18 protein-coding genes are annotated in these 21536 nt (G+C 65.3%); 12 read left to right on the forward strand and 6 right to left on the reverse strand.

Annotated features, from left to right (window positions below):
- Nucleotides 1-53 precede the first annotated feature (53 nt).
- The 5 genes from BEP01S_RS16730 (at nucleotide 54) to BEP01S_RS01275 (ending at nucleotide 7057) form a co-directional block, all read left to right on the forward strand.
- Nucleotides 54-593 carry a hypothetical protein gene (locus tag BEP01S_RS16730; RefSeq protein ID WP_157070484.1) on the forward strand — a complete coding sequence of 180 codons (540 nt, stop codon included), beginning with the start codon at nucleotides 54-56 and terminating at the stop codon, nucleotides 591-593.
- Nucleotides 594-783: 190 nt separating this feature from the next.
- Nucleotides 784-3042: a choline BCCT transporter BetT gene (gene betT, locus BEP01S_RS01260; protein WP_083532430.1), complete on the forward strand. Its 2259-nt coding sequence runs from the start codon at nucleotides 784-786 to the stop codon at nucleotides 3040-3042.
- 81 nt (nucleotides 3043-3123) lie between these two features.
- Nucleotides 3124-4245 carry a hypothetical protein gene (locus tag BEP01S_RS01265; RefSeq protein ID WP_062239645.1) on the forward strand — a complete coding sequence of 374 codons (1122 nt, stop codon included), beginning with the start codon at nucleotides 3124-3126 and terminating at the stop codon, nucleotides 4243-4245.
- A 97-nt stretch (nucleotides 4246-4342) separates the two neighbouring features.
- On the forward strand, nucleotides 4343-5458 hold the full coding sequence (locus BEP01S_RS01270; protein WP_157070485.1) for a hypothetical protein: 1116 nt from the start codon (nucleotides 4343-4345) through the stop codon (nucleotides 5456-5458).
- A gap of 3 nt (nucleotides 5459-5461) precedes the next feature.
- Complete coding sequence (locus tag BEP01S_RS01275; RefSeq protein ID WP_062239650.1) at nucleotides 5462-7057, forward strand: lipase maturation factor family protein; 1596 nt, start codon at nucleotides 5462-5464, stop codon at nucleotides 7055-7057.
- A 29-nt stretch (nucleotides 7058-7086) separates the two neighbouring features.
- Here BEP01S_RS01275 and BEP01S_RS01280 read toward each other — a convergent pair whose 3' ends face one another.
- A complete protein-coding gene (locus BEP01S_RS01280) occupies nucleotides 7087-8340 on the reverse strand; it encodes an Nramp family divalent metal transporter (RefSeq protein WP_062239655.1) in 1254 nt (417 codons plus the stop codon).
- A gap of 85 nt (nucleotides 8341-8425) precedes the next feature.
- Here BEP01S_RS01280 and BEP01S_RS01285 point away from each other — a divergent pair, with 85 nt between their 5' ends.
- The 5 genes from BEP01S_RS01285 to BEP01S_RS01305 all read left to right on the forward strand — a co-directional run bounded on the left by BEP01S_RS01285 (nucleotide 8426) and on the right by BEP01S_RS01305 (nucleotide 12365).
- Nucleotides 8426-9079: a TetR/AcrR family transcriptional regulator gene (locus BEP01S_RS01285; protein ID WP_062239658.1), complete on the forward strand. Its 654-nt coding sequence runs from the start codon at nucleotides 8426-8428 to the stop codon at nucleotides 9077-9079.
- Nucleotides 9076-9432, forward strand: coding sequence for a DoxX family protein (locus BEP01S_RS01290; protein ID WP_062239661.1), 357 nt, complete (start codon nucleotides 9076-9078; stop codon nucleotides 9430-9432). Before BEP01S_RS01285 ends, BEP01S_RS01290 begins: the two co-directional genes overlap by 4 nt.
- Nucleotides 9433-9602: 170 nt before the next feature.
- Nucleotides 9603-10418 (forward strand): class I SAM-dependent methyltransferase, encoded by an 816-nt coding sequence (locus BEP01S_RS01295; protein WP_062239662.1) that lies wholly within the window; start codon nucleotides 9603-9605, stop codon nucleotides 10416-10418.
- Between the two features lie 88 nt (nucleotides 10419-10506).
- Nucleotides 10507-11019, forward strand: coding sequence for a hypothetical protein (locus tag BEP01S_RS01300; protein WP_062239666.1), 513 nt, complete (start codon nucleotides 10507-10509; stop codon nucleotides 11017-11019).
- Between the two features lie 164 nt (nucleotides 11020-11183).
- A complete protein-coding gene (locus BEP01S_RS01305; protein WP_174521206.1) occupies nucleotides 11184-12365 on the forward strand; it encodes a methyltransferase domain-containing protein in 1182 nt (393 codons plus the stop codon).
- 18 nt (nucleotides 12366-12383) lie between these two features.
- Here BEP01S_RS01305 and trpS read toward each other — a convergent pair whose 3' ends face one another.
- Nucleotides 12384-13424 (reverse strand): tryptophan--tRNA ligase, encoded by a 1041-nt coding sequence (gene trpS / locus BEP01S_RS01310; RefSeq protein ID WP_062239668.1) that lies wholly within the window; start codon nucleotides 13422-13424, stop codon nucleotides 12384-12386.
- Between the two features lie 448 nt (nucleotides 13425-13872).
- Here trpS and BEP01S_RS01315 point away from each other — a divergent pair, with 448 nt between their 5' ends.
- Both BEP01S_RS01315 and BEP01S_RS01320 read left to right on the forward strand, forming a co-directional pair.
- The gene (locus BEP01S_RS01315) at nucleotides 13873-14253 is read left to right on the forward strand and encodes a VOC family protein (RefSeq protein WP_062239882.1); all 381 of its coding nucleotides are present in this window, start codon (nucleotides 13873-13875) and stop codon (nucleotides 14251-14253) included.
- Between the two features lie 494 nt (nucleotides 14254-14747).
- Nucleotides 14748-16262, forward strand: coding sequence for a BCCT family transporter (locus BEP01S_RS01320; protein ID WP_244882013.1), 1515 nt, complete (start codon nucleotides 14748-14750; stop codon nucleotides 16260-16262).
- Nucleotides 16263-16311: 49 nt separating this feature from the next.
- On the opposite strand, the gene BEP01S_RS01325 is transcribed toward BEP01S_RS01320, so the two are convergent.
- The 4 genes from BEP01S_RS01325 to hutH form a co-directional block, all read right to left on the reverse strand.
- The gene (locus BEP01S_RS01325) at nucleotides 16312-17055 is read right to left on the reverse strand and encodes an IclR family transcriptional regulator (RefSeq protein ID WP_039211444.1); all 744 of its coding nucleotides are present in this window, start codon (nucleotides 17053-17055) and stop codon (nucleotides 16312-16314) included.
- A 3-nt stretch (nucleotides 17056-17058) separates the two neighbouring features.
- The gene (locus BEP01S_RS01330; protein WP_062239672.1) at nucleotides 17059-18453 is read right to left on the reverse strand and encodes a formimidoylglutamate deiminase; all 1395 of its coding nucleotides are present in this window, start codon (nucleotides 18451-18453) and stop codon (nucleotides 17059-17061) included.
- Entirely contained in the window at nucleotides 18450-19718 is a 1269-nt protein-coding gene (locus tag BEP01S_RS01335; RefSeq protein ID WP_062239675.1) for an allantoate amidohydrolase, read from the reverse strand. The genes BEP01S_RS01330 and BEP01S_RS01335 overlap by 4 nt, the downstream gene beginning before the upstream one ends.
- A 110-nt stretch (nucleotides 19719-19828) precedes the next feature.
- Nucleotides 19829-21505 carry a histidine ammonia-lyase gene (gene hutH / locus BEP01S_RS01340; RefSeq protein ID WP_062239678.1) on the reverse strand — a complete coding sequence of 559 codons (1677 nt, stop codon included), beginning with the start codon at nucleotides 21503-21505 and terminating at the stop codon, nucleotides 19829-19831.
- Between the last annotated feature and the right edge of the window lie 31 nt (nucleotides 21506-21536).

Genomic DNA, 21536 nt, shown 5'->3' on the forward strand with positions numbered 1-21536 from the left:
CGATTACGACCGACCCACCCCATCGCCGAGGCGGCTCTGCCAGAATCACATTCATGACCTCCCATTCCCTCCCCTCGAACCCGGTTCCCCCGGCCGATGACACCGACCGACCGCAGTCGGTACGGCCCGCAGACGTCCCCTCCCCTGCAGACGGCTGGTCGCCGTTCCGCGCGTTCCGCCTCTGGGCGCAGAACCGCAAGGCGGACACTCTCCCACCAGCGGGTCGAGAGCCAGCCAAACCGGACGCCCCGCGAGCACGATCAGTGCGAATCAAGTCGACCGGCCTGTTTCGTCCCGGCGAGATCGAGTACGCGCGGCTGCAGAGTCTGCCGCCGTTCGACACCGATCTGCTCATCCTCACCGACCTGCGGATCATGCGGGTGCGCACCGATGCCCAGGGCTCCATCGCCCAACTCTCGGAGGCAGCTCCTCGGCAGGTCGGTGCCGTCAGAGCAGAGGATTTCCGCGGACGTGCGACCGTGACCGTGGAACTGCACGTCGGATCGTCGATGCGCTTGGAAGAGACCACACCCGCCGAAGCACAGCGTTTCGTCGACACCCTCACCGAGGTGGCAGCCCGCTCCCGCGCATGATCGCGAGCGGGCATAACCGCACCACCCGCGTGCATGTCCGCACCTGCTCACGCGCATGATCCGGACGCCCTTGCCGCTTAGTCGATTACCTGAAAGTAGGGGGTGATGAATTTGTGAGAATCCTCCACCCATACAATAGATCGGGCCCAATTTCGGGCCCTGTCCCATTTTGTCTACTGGAGGTCGATGCGTGCAGGATCCGAATGAAGAGAAGTTGAAGCGCCCAGTCGTCGAAAGGGAACGATTCGGCGGCACCGACCGGGCAACCAGAATCAGCAGGGATATCGACCCTGAGAAGCGCGCTCCGATCGACAGCACGGAGATGAGCAAAGGCCCGGAGGAGCTTTCCGACGAACGCGGCTCCCGGGTCAACTGGCGAGTCTTCATCGTCGCCTCCCTCATCATTCTCGCGTTCTCCGTGTGGGCGATGATGATGCCCGACACGGCTCAGTCGACCATGAAGTCTGCCGTGGACTGGATCGCAGAGAATCTCGGCTGGTTCTACGTCGTCACCGTCACCGTGGTCATCGGCTTCGTGCTCTGGGTTGCGTTCTCCAAGGAGGGTTCGGTCCGCTTGGGGCCCGACCATTCCCGCCCGCAGTACAACCTCTTCACCTGGGTCGCCATGCTCTTCGCTGCAGGCGTGGGCATCGATATGCTCTTCTACTCGGTGACCGGACCGATCACCCAGTACCTCCACCCCGTCAATGCCTCCCCCGAATCGGCGGCGGCCGCTCAGGACGCGGTCGTGTGGACGATGTTCCACTACGGCATCGCCGGCTGGTCGATGTACTCGCTGCTGGGCATGGCCATGGGCTACTTCGCCTATCGCTGGGGTATGCCCCTGTCGATCCGCGCGGTCCTTTACCCGCTGCTGGGCAAGCGCGTGCGCGGTGCCACCGGTGATGTCATCGACATCTTCGCCCTCGTCGGCACCGTCTTCGGCGTGGCCACCTCGATGGGCATCGGCGTCGTCCTGCTCAACGTCGGGTTCGCCACTCTCTTCGGTCTCGAAACCGGACTGGCTCTGCAGATCGCGCTCGTCATCGTGGCAGTCGTCATGACCGTCGCCGCCTGCACGTCGGGCGTGGACAAGGGCATCCGTCTCGTCTCCGAGCTCAACCTCTGGTCGTGCGCGGCGATGATGCTCTACATCCTCGTCACCGGCAAGACCGCGTTCCTGCTCAACGCCATGGTCGAGAACATCGGCCGCTTCATCTTCACCCTGCCCGAACGCACCCTGCAGACCTTCGCCTATGTCGACGGCGGCTCCGAATGGATGGGCGGCTGGACCCTCTTCTTCTGGGCCTTCTGGCTCGCTTGGGGTCCCTTCGTCGGACTGTTCCTCGCCCGCATCTCCCGCGGCCGCACCCTGCGTGAGTTCGTCATCGCAGCGATCACCGCTCCCGTGCTCTGTGACTTCATCATCGTCACGATCTTCGGCAACTCGGCTCTGTCCGAGGTGTTCAACGGCAACGATGAGTTCGCGAAGACGGCCATCGCCTCTCCGGAACAGGGCTGGTACGACCTGCTCGAGATGTTCCCGGGAGCGACTTTCCTCGTCGGACTGGCCACGCTGTCCGGTCTGCTCTTCTACCTCACGAGCGCGAACTCCGGCGCCATGGTGATGTCGAACTTCTCCTCCTCCATTCCGAATCCGGAAGAGGACGGCGCCAAGTGGCTGCGCATCTTCTGGGCGCTGGTGACCGCAGTGCTCACGATCGCCATGCTCGTCGCCGGCGGCGTGACGACGATGGAGTACGCGACCCTGATCTTCGCCCTGCCGGTGACGATCATCGCCTACCTCGTCATGGCCTCGTTCTCGAAGGTGCTGCGCATGGAGCGCGCCGAGCGTGAGGGGCGGATCCGTCGTCGCCGCACCACTGCCGCTCATGGTGGACGCGCCCCGGAGAAGACCTGGCGTCAGCGTCTGGCGACCCTGCGGTCCTACCCGACGAAGAAATCCGTCGAACGCTTCGTCGCCGAGGTGGTCGGGCCGTCCCTGGACGCCGTGGCCAAGGAGTTCCGCGAACTCGGCTACACCGTCGAGCACCTCCAGACCATGGACGAGGACACCGGCATCACGACGAACACGCTCAATGTCGACATGGGCGAGCAACGCGACTTCCACTACGAGGCCGCGGCCGTCGAAGCGAATGTGCCGTCGTTCGGTGCCCGCAACGCTCCCCGCGGAGACGACCGCTACTACCGGATCGAGGTCTTCACGCAGACCGGTTCGGAAGGCTACGACCTCATGGGTCTGAGTTCGCAGCAGATCATCGACGACGTGCTCGACCGGTACGAGAACCACCTGTCGTTCCTCGCGTACTCGCACGAGCATTCGTTCCAGTCGGTCGTCACTCCGCCGACACCGCCGACAACGGATTCGATTCCGGCGGTGCCGAAGGATGCCGACGATGTCGAGGAACTCGAAGAGCCGAAGCACTGAACCGAAACCCCTCGCCGAGGCGGCTGTGCCCACCCGGGCACAGCCGCCTCGGTGATTGGGTGAGCGTGACACAATCGAATCATGAAGTTCAGGGGCCCGACCATCGGCATGATCGTCTTCTTCGGTCTGTTCATCGCCGGATTCTCACTCATCGCCTTCGCTTCGACGAACGCGGGCGTCGCGCCAAAGCACGGCCTCGACGAATTCGGCGGCGACCCGTACTTGGCGCCGTCCGTGATCTTCGGAATCCTCCTCGCCGTACATTCTGTCGCAATCGCGGCGATGGCCATCCTCAGCGGGGACGATCATTCCGACAGCGCCGAGGCGAATCCGCACACTCCACGGCAGCCGAAGTCGGTCACCCAGTTCGTCCGTGCTCCGCTGTCGCGGGTTCTCCTCGTCGGACCTATCTGGGCGCTCTGCTCTTTGGTGGCACTGTTCATCGGCCATTCGGATGCCGCGGACCCCGGCTTGTCGGGAACTGTCTGGGGAGACCTCACCGGCAACCCGCTCTCCGCCCTGTCGATCGTGTTCCTCTGCTGGGCGACGGCGAACATGTCCTTCGCCTGGTCCTCTCTGGCCGAAGCGTTCAACCGGGATCGCCGCTCGGCCTCGCTCACGGTTCTCATCTGCGGGCTCGGCCTGGGGTGTCTGACGGCCGGTCTCTTCGGCTACTTCGGACTCGCCACACTTCCGACGATCATTGCGTTTCCGCTGGGTGTGGTCTGTCTGATCGTCTCGACTGCTCTGCTCATCCCGCTCAGATGGTGGGCGATCAGACGAGTCGACCGTTACGACTCCGGCGAACGGCCATCTGCTGGCAGTCGGCGAGGTCCCGGCCGGTCCACCCAACCGCCCGCAGACGCCCTCCAGCCCGGCGAGCGGGTTCTGACCAGCTACCTCGGAAAGGCATTGGACGCCCATTCGAACGGCAACACCGCCGACCCGCAGATGCTCGTGTTGACCGACCGACGAATCTTCCGTGCTTCGATCATTACGCCGGGGCGCACGTTCGTCCTCGAACAGGCCGAGCCCGGCCAACTGAGCGGCGGCTCATCGGAACTGCACAGCAACCAAGTGATCACTACGGTGCTGTTCAACGACCGGCAGCCGATGAGCGTTCCAGGCGGAACTGCGGAGGCATCCGGTCGCTTCGCCGAGGCGATCACCGTCCTTGCTCGGACGGGTCGTCTTCCCCGCTGACCAGAGGGGCACGTTCAGACATAACGCTGACCCCGACGCAACGGATCCGCAACATCGCAGCGCCGCGGACTCGCAGAGTTCCTGCGAGGATGGAGGTATGAATAGGGACAGACGCTCCAGGAGCACGACGCTCGTGTTCGGGATCGGGTTCGCAGTCTTCGCCTCGATTGCCTTCTTCCTCGCCAATGCCGGCATCAACCCGCTCCGCAATCACGTACTCAGAGGCATCAACCCGGAACAGGCGCCGAGCATCGGGATGCTGGTTCTGTTCTTCTTCTCCGCCATCGCCGCTTTCGCCTTCTACGACGACAGACCGCCTGCCGGCAGCAGTGCCGCCCGTGCGCAGCAAGCCGAGGATCCCCATGGGGCGAAACGCAGACAGCCGCCTACTTCCTTCGTCCGGAACCCCTGGCCTCGGGTGTTCGCCGTCGGACCGGTGTGGGCTGTCTGCGGTGTCATCGCCGCATTCGTCTGGCACGCCTTCGCGAAGGACTCCGGAACTCCGGGCACCGTCTGGGGCGACCTGACATCGTCCCCGCTGCCGGCCATCGCTCTGCTGCTCGGGCTGTGGGCCACCGCCAACTTCAGCCTCGCACTCGGAGCGATAGCCGATGCCTTCCACCGCACGCTCTGGGCGGTCTTCCTCATCGTCTCTGTGCTCATCGCCATCCTGGCCATCACCATCGGCGTCGTGGCATCGAACATCCTCACGATGTCACCGTCGGCAGGGCTGGCAGTGGCCGCCATCTGCCTCATCATCACAACGGTCGCACTGATCCCGGCCCGCCTGTTCGCCGTCGCCCGAGCACGCGTCACCAACAGAATCGATGCGGCCCACGAGGCTCGACTGCAATCTCTGTTGATGACTCTCGCCCCAAGTGAGAACCTCATGCTCCACTTCGCCGATAGGGATAACCCGACCGGGCAGATTCTCGCCGCCACGAACCAGCGACTCCTCCTGGCCGCACCCACCGGCACCGGAACCGGGTCCGCCCGACCGGGCCCGGTCCGCATCCTCGACCAGGCACATCCCGGACAGCTGCGCGGAGCCAGCACTGAGTTCCGCTCGGCCGGACACACCATCTCGGTGCACTTCCGGGACCGTCCGGACATGGAACTCACCGGCGGAGACCCGATCGCCGCCGACAAGTTCGCCGAAGCCCTGACCTCTCTGGCCACGACCGGCCGCCTGCCGCAGGAGGAGGAGACTTAGGCCATGGAACTCAGTCAGGTGGTCGCTCTGCTCACCGCCGGCGACTACACGATCTCCCGTGAGATCATCCAACGCGGCTTCGGCGTGCTCTTCCTCATCGCCTTCGCCTCCGCGTTCAACCAGTTCCCTGCACTCCTCGGCGAGCGGGGACTCACCCCCGCCCCGCGCTTCATCGCTCTGACCTCGGCTCGGCAGGCACCGAGTCTCTTCCAGTGGAAGCGGTTCTCGTATTCGGACCGACGGCTGCGCCTCGTCTGCGTGATCGGAATGGTCCTGGCCGCCTCGGCGATCATCGGTCTGCCTCAGGCCGGACCGGCATGGATGCCGATCCCGGTGTTCTTAGGCGTGTGGGCGCTGTACTTCTCGATCGTGTCGATCGGGCAGCGCTTCTACGGCTTCGGCTGGGAATCGCTGCTGCTCGAGGCAGGGTTCCTCATCGGGTTCCTCGGCTCTCACGAGGTGGCCCCGACGTGGGCGATGATTCTGCTGCTGCGCTGGTTCGTCATCCGCATCGAATTCGGTGCCGGAATGATCAAGATGCGCGGGGACTCTTCCTGGCGTGACCTCACCGCCATGGACTATCACCATCAGACGCAGCCGATGCCGAACTCGCTGAGCCGCCGCGCCCACCTCATGCCCGGCTGGTGGCACAAGGGTGAGACCCTGGGCAGCCACATCGTCCAGCTCGCCGCTCCATGGCTGCTGTTCCTGCCTCAGCCGATCGCGTCGTTCGCCGCCGTTGCCATCATCATCACCCAGCTCGCGCTCGTGGTCAGCGGCAACTATGCGTGGCTGAACTGGGCGACGATCCTGCTCGCCTGCTCCGGGATCAGCGACACGTTCTTCAGGTGGATCGTCGGCGGCCCGTTCCCTGAATGGGGGTGGAATTCCGTCACCGGACCCTTCACCGATCCCACCGGCACCGAGGCGGTCGACCCCGCCGCTGCCGCTGCACCGGTCGAGGCCCTGCCGCTCTGGTGGCTGATCGTCGTCCTCGTGTTCGTCGCGTGGCAGGCGTGGCTGAATGTGCCGGCTGTGCGGAACCTGTTCTCAGCTAATCAGCTGATGAACGCGAGCTTCAATCGACTCGGGCTCGGCAACGCCTATGGTGCATTCGGGTCGATGACCGAGACCCGCAACGAGATCATCATCGAAGGCTGGATCGACGACTCCGGTGCCGGCTCTGGCTCCGGCGACGACAGCACCGACTCCGACGCTGGTGACCCGGACGCCGGTTGGCGGGAGTATGCGTTCAAGGGCAAACCCGGTGACGTGCACCGGCGCGGTCCTATCATCGCGCCTTATCACCTGCGGCTCGACTGGCTCATGTGGTTCGCCGGTCTCGGCGACTACCGGCAGACCTGGTTCACCGAGCTCGTGCGCAAGATCGGCTCCGGAGACCCGCAGATCCGCCGCCTCATGGGTCCCGACCCCTTCGACGGACGAACGCCGGACCTCGTCCGCGTCCGCGTCTTCACCTTTCGCTATGCCACCCGCGCCGAGCGCCGCGCCGCGAAAGCTGCAGGAGAACCGAAGCCGTGGTGGGTGCGCTCGGACCCGCGGATCCTCATCCGTCCGATTGACCTGCGTCAGGGCTGAGCGGCAGTGCACGGCCGCCTCGGCGAGGGTCACTCCACCCCGAGAGCCAACAGAACGATGAGGACGACGTTGAGTGCGATGATGAGCGCCGAGGCGGCCGCCGCGATGATCGTGATCCATCGCGCGTTCGCGAATTCGCCCATCACCCGGCGACTGTTCGTGAGCCTGACCAGGGGAATCATCGCGAACGGGATGCCGAGGCTGAGCACGACCTGGCTGAGCACGAGCGCCCAGGTGGGGTCGACTCCGATGGCGAGGACGACGAGTGCCGGGATCATCGTGAACGCGCGCTGCCACACGATCGGAAAGTTCACGCGCAGCAGGCCCTGCATGATCGACGCACCCGCATAGGATCCGACGGCGCTCGAAGCCAGCCCCGAGGCGAGGAGTCCGGTGCCGAAGAAGAGGCCGACGACCTCGCCGAGGTTGGCCGTGACGACCGCGTGCGCACCTTCGATGGTGTCGGTGCCGGTCTGGCCGCGCAGTGCCGCGGCAGCCAGCAGCAGCATCGCGATATTCACGGAACCGGCGACGACGAGGGAGAGGACGACGTCCCAGCGGCTGGCGCGCAGCAGCTGCCCAGTCGTAGCGGTCGCATTGTCGCGATGCCGGTCCACCGACAGCGCTGAGTGGAGGTAGATCGCATGGGGCATGACGGTGGCGCCGAGCATGCTCGCGGCCAGGACCACGGAGTTCGTGCCCTCGAGCCGAGGCACGATTCCACCTGCGGCTTGCCCCCAATTCACATCCCCGACGAACAGGCCTGCTAGAAAGCCGATGGCGATGATGACCAGGAATCCGATGATGACGAACTCGAAGGGACGCTGACCGCGGGTGGATTGGATCGAGAGCAGGAACAGCGACACCACGCCGACGATGACGCCCCCGAGCAGGAGCGGTAAGTCGAAGAGGATCTTCAGGGCGATCGCACCGCCGATGACTTCGGCGAGGTCGGTGGCGATGGCGACGACCTCGGCCTGCCCCCAGTACGCGAGTCGGCTTCTCTTGCGGAGGCGATCACCGAGGAGGCTCGGCAGCGACTGCCCGGAGACGAGTCCGAGCTTCGAGGACAGGTACTGGACGAGAACGGCGATGAGGTTCGCAGCCACGAGCACCCAGACGAGGAGATATCCGTACTCCGCACCCGCGGTGAGATTGGCCGCGACGTTGCCCGGATCGACATACGCGATGGCCGCGACGAAGGCCGGGCCGAGGAGCACTGCCGTGGAGATCTTCTTCCGCCCACGTTCGTGGGTGCGCACCGATGAGGAATCGACGTTCATAAAGTTAAGGTACATTAACTTTCCTGTTGCGGGCAACACGACACCGGGTCTGGAAAGTGAACACGGAAGGGCTTAGGGTTCGAGCATGGTCAGTGAACACGTTCAATCGAGGTCGGGAAAGCGCCAGAAGACCGAGGATCGGATCATCGGTGCCGCCGCCGAACTGTTCCTCAAGCATGGCTTCAAGGCCACGACCATCCGGGCGATCGCCAAGGCCGCCGAGGTGTCAGTGGGTCGAGTGATGTCGGTCGGCGACAAGGACGTCATCCTCGTCCGCTGCTTCGACAGGTGGATCGGCCAGCTGCAGAACGGGACGTACACACCACCAACGCGACGAGCGAGCCTGTCCCGTCGGGGAACGGACACCGGCGCGACAACGGGGCCGCCCCGACCATCCTCGGCGGTGCAGCGTCACCTGCTCGAACTCTTCCTGCCCTTCCTCGAATTCTTCGCCGAACACGAGGACCTGTCCCGCGACTATGCGGCGGCGATGATGCGAGTCAAGGGCGAGCCGGAGGTGTTCAACGCTCTCGCCGTGGACCTGCAGAGCCGCCTGAGCGAGTCACTGGTCTCGATCGGGATCAATGAGGACCACGCGCGGGCCAGTGCCGCGGCACTCTACGACTCCTACCTGGGCATCCTGTTCCGGTGGGCGGCGACGACGATGAGTCTTGACGACGCAGTCGAGGCGATGCTCGCGAGCATCGTCTTCCACACGCGGGTGAGGAGCTCGCTGTGACGCTCCTGCCCGAACCGGTCTGGCCGGTCGTCGTCCTCGCGGTCATCGTCTTCGGTGACGGCCTGCTCACCTTCCGTCCCCCGCGGGCGATCGCCGCCTGCCTCGACGGCGTCGGCTTCCCGCGGGAGTGGTGGTGGGTACTCGCCGTCGTGAAGTTCCTCGCCGCGGCAGGACTGGTGACGGGGATCTGGATTCCCGGGCTCGGCGCGGCGGCCGCGGCGGGCCTCGTCGTCTACTTCCTCTGCGCCGCTGCCGCTCACCTGCGAGCGAGGTATGTCGGTCGGGATTTCTGGCTCAATTGTCTGGGAATGCTCGTCGTCTGCATCGCGGTGCTCGTGTTCTGCTTCCTCTGAATATCCCATGTCTCAGTCCGGAGAATTCTTCTCCCACATCCCGCACCTCGATCCGGTTTTGGCCTAGAGTCGAAGTACGGCACCGGCGCCTCCTTCGGCGCTGAGCCGTCCGGCAGAATTGCTGATCTGCTCGGTGATGGTGCCGAGCCACCCGGCAGAGGAGTGTGGACATGCCCGAATATGCCGACAGCAGTCGCACGCGCGACGAGACTCCCCATGAACGCCACGAGCGATGGGCCTGGATCCATGAGACGGCGGCGATGACCGGGTGGGATTTCTCCCCACTGGCCGGCCGCCTCGTCGCCGATGATCCGCCGTGGGACTTCAATCAGATCTGCCTCGATGCGATGGCCGAGTCGAGCAGATGCCTCGACATGGGCACGGGAGGCGGCGAGCGCCTCAGCGAACTCATCGATCGGCTCGACGAGGCCAGGCCTCCCGGCGAACCGTCGCCGACGATCTCCGCGGCCGAAGGGTGGGAGCCCAATGTTCCCCTGGCCGCCTCGACGCTGCAGGACTATGGCGTCGAGGTCACCCGGTACGACAGTGATCATCATCCGGAGATGCCATGGGGCGACGGTGAGTTCGACCTCGTGATGAATCGACACGAAAGCTATGACCTCGCCGAAGTGGCCCGTGTCCTCTCCCCGGGCGGGCTGTTCCTCACCCAGCAGGTCGACGGCACAGAGGCGCAGGAGTTCCGCGACCTCTTCGGCGGCGGGATGGGCGATCTGCACCAGCAGCTCGAGCCGTGCGTCAGCGACGCCGAGAGTCAGGGTCTGTCGATCGAGGCGGCTCGCAAATGGCAGGGCACGATGCGCTTCACCGACGTCGAGGCGGTCATCGAGTACCTCGCCTATATTCCGTGGGACGTTCCCGGGTTCGCCGTCAGGTCCAACCTCGATGTCCTCAGACGCCTGGCCGAATCGAGTGAGCCGATCACCGTCACCCAGAAGAGATTCCTCATCGTCGCCCACAAGCCCTGACTCGCGCTGCCTGCAGGGTGGTTTTCCCGACCCCACTCTTGGGATAGCAGGGTGGGGCGCCGCCTTTCTGCGTCGATAGCGTCGAAGCATGACTTCGACGGACTTCTCGTACCCCCAGCCCACCGACGATGAGCTCGCGGCACAGCAGCCCCGAGTCCCCGCCCCTCCCGTCCATCCCGTCTATGCCTCGCCGCGGCCCGACGATCTGGCTGATGCGCACAACGGCGTCAACACTCGAATGGATGGCGCCGCCTCGGTGAAGTCGCCGACGCTGGGCAAGGTGGCCGTGGCGCTCTCGATCGTCGCCATGGCCCTGAGCCTGGCCGCCTCGGTGATCCTGGGCGTGACCGTCGGGCCGTCCGAGGCCGCGTCCGGCTACTACTTCACGGACACACCGGATTGGTATCAGACCCTGGCGACCGTTCTCGTCGGAGTCCAGGGCCTGTGCACCTGCTTAGGTCTCACAGGCATCATCCTCGGCATCACGGCCGCGGTCACCGGGCGGGGCCGAACACCCGGCATCATCGCCATCGCGATTGCAGCGATCGCCCCGTTCGTCTCATTCGGCACATTCGTCGCCCTCGCCTTCATCGCCGCCTGATCTCCCGGCTCCGCCGCAAAACGGGCTGAGCGTCGACGCACGGGTGTGCGCGTGCGTTTCTCGACGCCCATCCCGTTTTTCGGCGATCTGTCCGACTTCTTCTACGGTGCCAGACGATCCGGGTCAACGATATTCCGGAGCCGATCGCGGAATAGAATGAGGGGATGACGACCTTGCCGCTGACCCCCGCCTCGGTGGATCATGGGCGCCTGCACTGCGGGTATTTCGAGCGCGGGGAATGCCGTTCCTGCGCGCTCATCGAGACGCCTTATGGGCAGCAGATCACGGACAAGGAGTCCTGGTGCCGGGAGACCCTCGCCGAGGCAGCGCCCCGTATCTGGCTGCCGACCTTCGCCGGCGGGGCACGGGATTTCAGAAATCGGGCGAAGCTCGCCGTCGGCGGGTCGGCCAGGCACGTCACCTTGGGCATCCTCGATCAGGAGTTCCACGGGGTCGATCTGCGTGATTGTGGAATTCAGGCCCCGGCGATCCGTGCGGTGATTCCGGTGCTTGCGGACTTCCTCGATGGCACCGGGCTCGAGCCCTATGATGTCTCTGCTCGCCGTGGGGAGCTGAAGTTCGTCCATGTCACGGCGGCGCCGTCGGGTGAGCTGATGATCCGGTTCGTCGTCCGCACTCAGCACGGTCTCGATGTGCTGCGGTCGCGGAAGGAATCATTCTTTGAACTCGTCCCCGATGCGTCCGTGGTGTCGGTGAATCTGCTGCCCGAGCACAAGGCCGTGCTCGAAGGCAGCCGCGAGGAAATGCTCCGCGGGGAATCGCTGCGGATGAACCTTGATCGGGTCGATCTGCATCTGCGGCCGCAGAGTTTCTTCCAGACCAATACCGCTGTCGCCGTCGGTCTCTACAACCAAGTGTCCGAGTGGGTGGATGCGGTGGAAGCGTCGAACCTGTGGGATCTCTACTGCGGTGTCGGCGGGTTCGCGCTCTACTGTGCGGGCCCGTCCCGTCGGGGCACCGGAGTAGAGGTCAGTGAGCAGGCGATCGAGTCCGCGAAGGTCAGCGCGGCCGAGCTCGGCATCGACGCTCGCTTCCTCGCCGGCGATGCCACGGAGTTCGCTGAGGAGAACTTGGCGGCATCAACCGGCGTCGAACGACCGGACTGCGTGATCGTCAACCCGCCTCGGCGAGGGATCGGTGCACGTCTGTCGGCGGCCCTGGAGAATTCCGGCGTCGAGCACATCGTCTATTCGAGCTGCAATCCCGTCTCTCTGGCGAAGGATCTCGCGCGGATGCCCGCATATGAAGTGGCTCAGGCACGGATCTTCGACATGTTCCCGCACACGAAGCATCTCGAGGTCGCGGTCCTGCTCCAGAGGCGGTGAGCGCACGCCTGACTCAATTCAATAGGCCATGCCCATCCCTGCGCGAACCTCCTCCAGCGTCGCATCTGCGACGGCATTTGCCCGCTCGTTTCCATCCGCGAGTATTTGATCAATAGCCGCCGGATCCGCCTCGAGCTCTAGTCGCCGCGCACGATGGTCGGAAAGGTATTCATTCACCGCTTCCGTGGTCAGGGCTTTGAGCGCGCCCGCACCTTTTTCGCCTATCTCCGCAGCTATGTCTTCCGGCTCGGCGCCAGTGCAGACCGCTACGGTCGCCAAGAGCGCCGAAATGCCCGGCCGCCCCTCAGGGTCGTAGGTGATCTGTCGCTGAGAGTCTGTCTGTGTACTGCGAATGACGGCGGTAGTCTCATCAGCGTTCATTCCCAACGAGATGGCGTTTCCATAGCTCTTCGACATCTTTCGTCCGTCGAGTCCAGGAAGTTCGGGAGTCTGCGTCAGCATTGCTTCTGGTTCGCGAAAGACTGGGCCATATCGTTCGTTGAATCTGCGCGCGATGGTCCGGGTGATCTCGACGTGCGGAAGGTTGTCTTTCCCCACCGGCACCAGATTGCCCTTGCAGAAGAGGATGTCCGCAGCTTGGTGAACAGGGTAGGTCAACAGCAATCCGCTCAGTGGGCGGTCCGTGGCGGCAAGCTCTGACTTCACAGTTGGGTTGCGCCGCAGCTCACTGTCCGAGACCAAGCTGAGGAATGGCAGAAGGAGCTGGTTGAGGGCAGGTACGGCCGAGTGGGTGAAGATGGTTGTCCGAGTGGGGTCGATACCGGCCGAAACGTAGTCCATGATCGCCTCACGGACGTTGTTCTTCACATTCGCCGAGGTGTCTCTGTCTGTGATGACCTGGTAGTCGGCGAGGACGATGAAAGTCTCGACTCCACGATTCTGCAGGCTGACTCGTTCGAGGATCGAGCCGAAGAGATGTCCGAGATGAAGTGGGCCTGTCGGACGCTCGCCCGTGAGCATTCTGTACTTGCCCGGTTGCGATTCGACCTCGCTGCGGAGCTGCGGCATCCGTTTAAGTGTGGCGGAATAGGAATCCATATGTGATCTCCCGATTGTGCGGTGATGCGGTCAGAGTTGCACGGGTCGCACGGAGAAGATCCACAGATATTGCGGGCTGCCATGCAGCCCGCGGGTATGCGTCAGTCGGCTGCTGTGAGGAGCAGCCACCACCAGTTGAGTCCGGAATTGCGCATGCCTTCACCTTACCGCTTGAACAGGGCTCCTGGAACATTGGTGGTCGGCTCGATGGCCCGAAGACATCCCACTCCATCGCTTCCCGCCAAGCGCTATGCTGGAATCGATGACCGGACAGGCATATAGCCGCTCACGGATCGGTAACCCGGTCGACGGTTGAGCCGCAGAGGTCACGAGCGTTCTGCTCGCGGTCCTCCTCATGATGAAGTCATTTCTCAATTCTCAGTTCACCATGCCCGAAAACATCTCGGGCTATCAGCGAACCACCCTCCATCCGAAAAGGGACTTCATCATGTCAGCAACCTTCAACCACACCGTCGTCGCCGCAGCCGATCCAGCCGCCTCGGCGCAGTTCTATGTCGATATTCTCGAAGCCGAGCACACCCAGTCCTGGGGACCGTTCACCAACATCATGCTCTCCGGCGGGGTCATGCTCCAGTTCGCCTCTCCCCCGCCTGGGTACGACATCCTGCCCGTGCACATGGCCTTCCTCTGCTCGGACGACCACTTCGGTCGAGCCCTTGACCTGCTGAAACAGCGCGAGCTTGACTACTGGGCGGACCCACAGCGCACTCGCCCGCAGGAGACGAACACCGAGCACGGGGGTCGCGGTGTCTACTTCCTCGACCCGTCGGGAATGTATCTCGAACTCATCACTCGTCCATACCTCTGAGCAGCTGCTGCCCCTCGCCGACCGATCGAGCCAGCGTCCACCGCTCGCCGCATAACTCGGCACAGCGACGACAACTCGAGCGGTCGGCGGGGCCCGGCAGCGTCAGTACTCCACCGCGAGAAGACTCACACTCTGCTGTTTCCGCGCTCATACATGTGGCGATTCGGCGGCGAGCGCATAGACTCGTCAGTCGCACGGCCCCACGAACGACCCAGTTCGCGGGGCCTGTTGTGTAATCTGCCCGATCCCACCCGCTGAACCGACGATTGCTCATGCCCGCCACCGAGGCGGCTACGAGTCCGGAGACCACGATGACGATGCTGAACTCACCCACCCCCGAACCCGCAAGCGGCACTGCAGGCGGTTCCGACCGCTCAACCGCGTCCGCTTCCTCGAGCGGGTCAGACGACCCTCCCCCTGCCGGCGGGGCCGGATCCGCACTTGATGCGGCCGACTCCCCTACGGCACCCGATGCAGCCCCACACTCCAACCGAGTGGGGAAAGTCTTTATATGCTCGGTCGCCGTCGTCATCGCCTTCATGGTGTGGGCGACAATCGCACCCGATGCGCTCTCTGACATCATGACGCGAGCCATGACGACGGTGTCCACCGGATTCGGCTGGATCTACCTCGTCGTTCCGTTCGCCGCGATCGCGATGCTCGTGTGGTTCGCCGCCAGTCGATTCGGTCGCCTCCGCCTCGGCTCGCAAGACTCGCGTCCCGAATACCGCACGATCACCTGGCTCGCGATGATCCTCGCAGCTGTAATGGGAATCGGCCTGGTCAGCTACGGAGTGGCCGAACCGATGTCGCACTTCATGACCCCGCCCCACGGACTGGCCGAGCCGGAGACCATGGACGCGGCGATTCGCGCGATGCAGTTCTCCTACCTCGACTGGGGCTTCCAAGCCTGGGCGATCTTCGGCGTCTTCGGGCTGGCGATCGGCTACTCCACCCACAGAAAGGGCCGACCGGCACTCGTATCCACGATGCTGCGCCCCGTCCTCGGCCGTTTCGTCGACGGCTGGGTCGGCAACGTCATCGACATCCTCACCATCATCGCCACACTCTTCGGGACGACGACGTCCCTGGGACTCGGCGCCTCGCAGATCGGCGAGGGACTCAACACCGTCCTCGGCGTCGATTCCACCATCGTCATGCAGATCACCGTCATCACTGTGCTCACCCTCCTCTTCACCGGTTCGGCACTGACCGGAGTGAGCCGAGGCATCAAGTACATCTCGCAGATCACGCTGACCATGGCGACTCTGTTGGGCCTCTTCGTCTTCATCACCGGACCCAGCGGCTTCGTCTCCAACCTGTTCGTCCGGTCCGTCGGAGCCTTCGCCGGAGACTTCATCGAACTCAGCTTCATGACACCCACGAATGCCGAAGACAGCGAATGGATGCTCGGCTGGACCTACTTCATGATGGCGTGGTGGCTGTCCTGGAGCGCCTTCGTCGGCATCTTCCTGGCCAACATCTCGAAGGGCCGCACCATCCGGGAATTCGTCGCCGGAGTCCTCCTGGTGCCCAGCGCCGTGTTCTTCATCTGGTTCACCGTCATGGGCGGTTCGGCGATCAAGTTCGACATGGACGGGGCCCGAATCGGTGATGCCACTCAGGACAACCTCGACACCGCGTTCTTCAGCCTCCTCGATCAGCTGCCGCTGTCCATGCTCGCCTCGGTCTTCACGATCATCATGGTCACCCTGTTCTTCGTCTCCTCCGCAGACTCGAACACCTTCGTGCTCAGCTCGCTGTCCTCACACGGGTCCTTCGCTCCCCGACGTCCCGTGATCGCGACCTGGGGCTTCCTCACCGGAGGCTGCGCGGTCGTCCTACTCCTCGTCGGTGGACTGCAGGCCCTGCAGCAGGCGGCGATGCTCTCAGCGGTTCCGTTCACCGTCATCGTGGTCGTCCTCGGCATCGCGCTGATCAAGGAGCTGCGCAGCGATCACCAGATCGTCGAGGAGGTCGCGCGCGAGCGACGAGTCCTCGGGCTCTGACTCTCGGCCCGACCGCGCCGAAAAGTCGGCGCAAGCGGACCGGACACATTCACCGCAGCTTGGCGGTCACCTCGGCGGCGGCGGCCTTGACCTGGTCGACGATCGGATCGGTGTCCTCGGGCAGGGTCTCGGTGACGAACGAGAGGCCGATGGCCGCGATCGGGCGACCCAACACGTCGAACACCGGTGCCGCGAGCGTCGAGATCCCGGGCGTGACTTCGCCGTGTTCGATCGCGGTGCCGGTCCGTCGCTCCTGAGCGAGCACCGCGTTGAGCGCTTTCACCGAGGTCGGGCCCTTGCCCGTGCGCGTAACGAACTCGGTCTCTGACTGCAGCATCGCGAGCACCTCAGATTTCGGCAGCTGAGCGAGGATCGCCCGCCCGGTCGCCGTGAGGTAGCTGGGCATGCGCACACCGGTGGCGGTGATGACCGCGACGGATTTCAGGGACTGCTCCTTGAGCACGTACTCCGTCTCCCAGCCGCGGATCACGGCCAACTGCGCAGTCGTCGCAGTATCCTCGGCGAGCTGCCGGACGATCGGCTGCGCCAACCGCTGCAGGGGGTTCGTCCGCAGGTAGGATGCCCCGAGCTCGTGCACGCCGGCTCCGAGCACATACCCGGATTCGGTGCGCGCCACGAGCCCGAGCTCCTCCAACACGGCGAGGATGTCATACGCACTCGACCGCGGGATCTCGAGCGACCGGACCAGGGCGCCGGCCGTGATCGATCGGTTCGACGAGGCCATATGCCGCAGGATCGCGATCGCCCGCCGCAGTGCGGGAACCTCAGCCACGACTCAGCCCTCCATCTCCAACGCGGCGAAAGCCTGCGCGTAGAGTTCGGCGATATCGCCGAGCTCGGTGTGCACTCCGTCGCGCACGCGGACCTTCCCGCCGCTGACGGTCAAATGCACATCGCTCGCGCTGGCCGTGAGGATGATCTGCTCGTCCAGCGACCCCATGGTTCGCATGCTGTCGGTGCGCAGAGCCACGAAGTCACACGCCTTCCCGACCTCGAGGGAACCGACCGGGAGGTCGAGGCTGCGTGCCCCGCCTTCGGTGAGCGCGGTGATGAGTTCGGCCGGTGAGAACCGTCCGCGCTGGCCGGAGCGCAGCCGCTCCCCCGCTTCGAGTCCCTGGGTCTCGCGCAGAGCGTCGAGGACGACGTGCTGGTCGGAGCCGAGCGAGATCACGGCTCCGGCGTCGGCGAGCTCCCGGGCCGGTCCGATGCCGTCGGCGAGGTCCGCCTCGGTGCACGGGCACATGACGATCGTCGACCGGGCGCCTGCGAGGATCGCGATGTCCTGCTCGCTCAGGTGGGTGGCATGGACGGCCGAGAGCCGGTCGTCGACGACCCCCGAGCGCGCGAGAACCTCGGTCGGGGTAGCCCCGTACGCAGCCTGCGAGGCTTCGTTCTCCGCCGGCTGTTCGGACAGGTGCACGTGCACAGCTCCGGACAGTTCGGTGAACCGCTGGAGATTCGCCGCCGGGACCGCGCGAATCGAATGGATCGCGGCACCGACGTGGACGAAGCTCTCACCTGGAGCGTTGACCGGAAATTCGTCGGCAAAGGTGTCGATCAGGCCGGCGTGCCGGTCCATGTATCCGTCGATCGTGCCGTCGCCGAATCGGGACTGTTCGGCCGAGAGTTCGGCGTCGATGCCGCCGGTGAGATAGCAGGTGTCGAGCAGTCGGATGCGGATCCCAGCCGAGGCGGCCGCCCGCGCCAGCGCTCGTTCCATCGCGTGGGCGCGGAGTCCGGCATCGTCGCTCGCGTCCCCGCGGGGACGCTCGGTGCCGTACGGCGTTCCGTCCTGCGCGTGGTGGACGTAGTGGAATTCGCCCACCGAGGTGTAGCCGCCGGCAAGCATCTCGGCGAACACTGCGCGGGCCACCGTCTCATAGGTTTCCGGGTCGAGCTTCGCTGCGACGGAGTACATGACTTCGCGCCAGGTCCAGAACGTGCCGCCGTCGCCGTGGGTGCGTCCGCGCAGCATGCGGTGGAAGGCGTGGGAGTGCGCATTGACTGCGCCGGGCATGACGAATCCGGGAACCGCCTCGGCGTCGGAGGGTGCGGTATCGATCCCCGTCTCGACGGCGGTGAGTGTTCCGGTGTCGTCGGCGCTCAGCAGGACTCCGCGGGCAACGGCTCCGTCGATCCAGGCGGATTCGCACCAGTAGCGGGTGCTCATTGCGCACCTCCTGTCGTCGGGCCCCCGGTCCTGTCGTCGGCAAGGGCATTTTCGATGCCGAGTTCGCGGGCGAGCACCTTGACGAGCGCATCGACCCCGGCCCTCTGGTCGTCGACCTCGCAGGCCTCTTCGGGAGCGTGGGAGACGCCGGTCGGGTTGCGGACGTAGAGCATCGCCGAAGGCACATGGGGTGCGAGGATGCCCGCATCGTGCCCGGCGCCCGAGGGCAGCAGCGGTGCGTCCGGCAGCACCGAGGTCAAGCGGGAGTTGAGATCGGCGGTGAAGTGAGTCGTCGGCGAGTAGGACTCCTGCGAGATCGTCACCTCGACACCTGAATCGGAGCCATGGTCCTGGGCGCGGTGGCTGATCGCCTCGAGCACCTGCTTGACGACCGCGTCGTCAGGGTGGCGGATGTCGAGCCAGAAACTCATGGACGAGGCAATGACGTTCGTCCCGCCCGGGTGGATGAGAGTGCGCCCCACGGTCGCCACGGCAGTCGCGTCAGTGGCGGCCGCTAGGGTCGGGATATCCCCGATCACGCGGGAAGCTGCGACCACCGGGTCGGCGCGATGGCTCATCGGCGTCGTCCCGGCGTGGTTGCCCTGGCCGGAGAAGGCGAAGTGCCAGCGACCGTGGCCGATGATCGAGGAGCCGATGGCGACGGCCTGATCGGTGCCTGCCAGACCGATGCCCTGTTCGACATGGAGTTCGATGAAGGAACCGATTCCGGCCAGCCGAGACTGGTCACGCCCGATCCGATCCGGATCGAGGCCATAGCCACGGGCGACGTCGGCGAAGGTGTCTCCGGCGGCGTCCTTGAGGCCGAGTGCGCGGTCGGCGTCGATGGCACCGGTGAGCAGCCGCGAACCGAGGCAGGCGACGCCGAAGCGTGAACCTTCTTCCTCGGGGAACACAGCCAGCCCGAAGGGCCGGGTGGACTGTTCGAGTGCGCCGGAGTCCTTGAGAACGTCGAAGGCCGCCAGCGCCGAGGCGACGCCGAGGGGGCCGTCGAACTCACCACCCCCGGGCACGGAGTCGAGGTGGGATCCGGTAACGACCGCGTTCGCACCCTGCGGGGTGGCCCATGCCCAAGTGATGCCGTTGGCATCGATCTCGGTATCGAGACCGCGGCGGGCCGCCTCGGCGAGGAACCACTCACGCAGGTCCCGTTCGGTGTCCGAGAATCCGGGCCGCTGGTAGCCCGGACCGCGGGTGTCGCGGCCGGTGTCCTCGATCTGGCTCAGCAGCGAGACGACATCGCTCATTGTCAGTTCACTCCGTTCGAAATCGGTCGGGTCCGGTCGATGGCCGGCTCCGGTGCGGACGAGCCGCGGGGCGGGGCAGACGACTGTGCGAGACCGGCCCCTGCCCGGTGTCAGTCCTGGTGGGTGGTGGCTGCTGAGGTGCCCGAAGCCTCGGCGGCGGCTTCGAGGTTGCCCAGCGCAGTGAACTCGGGATCGTTGACGGCCGGTCCGCCGTCTTCCGGCTGCCAGGTTCCGGCGGCGGAGGTGACGGTGTGGGTCAGCGGTGCGACCGACTCGGCGGTTGCGACCAGCGTTCCGTCCTTGACCTTCGCGATGGTCTCGGCGAGTTCGGGCGAGAGGAACCGGTCAGGGCCTGGTCCGGGAACGGTCTCACGGATCTTCGCGATCACGGCTCCGGTCACCGGTGCCGGTGCGGCGTCGCGCATATCGCAGGCACGGGAAGCTGCGTAGAGTTCGATGCCGACGACGGAGGCGAGGTTGTCGACGACCTTGCGCAGTTTGCGAGCGGCCGACCACCCCATGGACACGTGGTCTTCCTGCATGGCCGAGGACGGGATCGAGTCGACCGAGGCCGGTGTCGCGCCCCGCTTGGCCTCGGAGACCATGGCCGCCTGCGTGTAGTGGGCGATCATCAGGCCCGAGTCGACGCCGGCGTCATCGGCGAGGAACGGGGTGAGGTTCTGGTTGCGGGCGACATCCATCATCCGGTCGGTGCGGCGTTCGGACATCGAGGCGACGTCGGCAGCGACGATGGCGAGGAAGTCCAGGGCATGGGCCAGGGGCGCTCCGTGGAAGTTGCCGTTCGAGGACACCATTCCGTTCGTGAGCACGACCGGGTTGTCGATGGCGGCGCGCAGCTCGCGTTCGGCGACCTGGGTGGCGAAGGCGACGGCGTCACGCGCGGCGCCGTTGACCTGCGGGGCACAGCGCATCGAGTACGCGTCCTGGACGAGGTGGGTGGAGTCGCGGTGGCTGGCAGTGATGCCGGAGTCGGCGAGCGAGGCGAGCATGTTCGCAGCCGAGGCGGCCTGACCGTCGTGCGGGCGCAGCGCGTAATGGAGTTCAGGGGCGAAGACGGCGTCGGTGCCGAAGAGTCCTTCGATGCTCATGGCCGCGGACACATCGACGGCGGTGAGCAGGTTCTCCAGGTCGGTCAGGGCCATGATGAGCATGCCGAGCATGCCGTCGGTGCCGTTGACCAGCGCGAGGCCTTCCTTCTCGGCCAGGGTGACCGGGGTGATTCCGGCCTTCGCGAGAATCTCATCGGCGGGCCCGGCCACTCCGTCGGGCCCCTCGGCCACGCCTTCACCCATGACGACGAGGGCGCATGCCGACAGTGGTGCGAGGTCACCGGAGCAGCCGAGTGAACCGTACTCGTGGACGACCGGGGTGATTCCGGCGTTGAGCAGGTCGACGTAGGTCTGGAGGACTTCGGCGCGGACGCCGGCCCGACCGGTGGCCAGGGTGCGGGCGCGCAGCAGCATGAGGGCGCGCACGACTTCGCGTTCGACGGGCTCGCCGACGCCGGCGGCGTGGGAGCGGATGAGCGATTTCTGCAGCTGGGTGCGCAGCTCGGCGGGGATGTGGCGCTGGGCGAGCGCTCCGAATCCGGTGGAGACGCCGTAAACGGGCTTCTCAGCCTGAGCGAGGGCGTCGATGGCCTCGCGGTACTTATTCACCCGGGCCAGAGTGGCCTCGGACAGTGAGACCAACGCTCCGCGACGGGCGACGTCGACCACCTCAGCGAAGGTCAGTGTGTCGGGGTCGAGATCGATGAATGTGGTCATGAAGAGCCTTTCCTTGTGTTCGTCGTGGATG

It is taken from the genome of Brevibacterium epidermidis NBRC 14811, assembly GCF_001570805.1.
Taxonomy (GTDB): Bacteria; Actinomycetota; Actinomycetes; order Actinomycetales; family Brevibacteriaceae; genus Brevibacterium; species Brevibacterium epidermidis.

Coding starts and splice junctions, on each gene's coding strand:
- trpS (WP_062239668.1), bottom strand. CDS start 13,424: ATGGATTCCTATTCCGCCACACTTAAACGGATGCCGCAGCTCCGCAGC.
- BEP01S_RS01265 (WP_062239645.1), top strand. CDS start 3,124: ATGAAGTTCAGGGGCCCGACCATCGGCATGATCGTCTTCTTCGGTCTG.
- BEP01S_RS16730 (WP_157070484.1), top strand. CDS start 54: ATGACCTCCCATTCCCTCCCCTCGAACCCGGTTCCCCCGGCCGATGAC.
- BEP01S_RS01305 (WP_174521206.1), top strand. CDS start 11,184: ATGACGACCTTGCCGCTGACCCCCGCCTCGGTGGATCATGGGCGCCTG.
- BEP01S_RS01295 (WP_062239662.1), top strand. CDS start 9,603: ATGCCCGAATATGCCGACAGCAGTCGCACGCGCGACGAGACTCCCCAT.
- BEP01S_RS01330 (WP_062239672.1), bottom strand. CDS start 18,453: ATGAGCACCCGCTACTGGTGCGAATCCGCCTGGATCGACGGAGCCGTT.
- hutH (WP_062239678.1), bottom strand. CDS start 21,505: ATGACCACATTCATCGATCTCGACCCCGACACACTGACCTTCGCTGAG.
- BEP01S_RS01335 (WP_062239675.1), bottom strand. CDS start 19,718: ATGAGCGATGTCGTCTCGCTGCTGAGCCAGATCGAGGACACCGGCCGC.
- BEP01S_RS01280 (WP_062239655.1), bottom strand. CDS start 8,340: ATGAACGTCGATTCCTCATCGGTGCGCACCCACGAACGTGGGCGGAAG.
- BEP01S_RS01285 (WP_062239658.1), top strand. CDS start 8,426: ATGGTCAGTGAACACGTTCAATCGAGGTCGGGAAAGCGCCAGAAGACC.
- BEP01S_RS01270 (WP_157070485.1), top strand. CDS start 4,343: ATGAATAGGGACAGACGCTCCAGGAGCACGACGCTCGTGTTCGGGATC.
- BEP01S_RS01300 (WP_062239666.1), top strand. CDS start 10,507: ATGACTTCGACGGACTTCTCGTACCCCCAGCCCACCGACGATGAGCTC.
- BEP01S_RS01315 (WP_062239882.1), top strand. CDS start 13,873: ATGTCAGCAACCTTCAACCACACCGTCGTCGCCGCAGCCGATCCAGCC.
- BEP01S_RS01275 (WP_062239650.1), top strand. CDS start 5,462: ATGGAACTCAGTCAGGTGGTCGCTCTGCTCACCGCCGGCGACTACACG.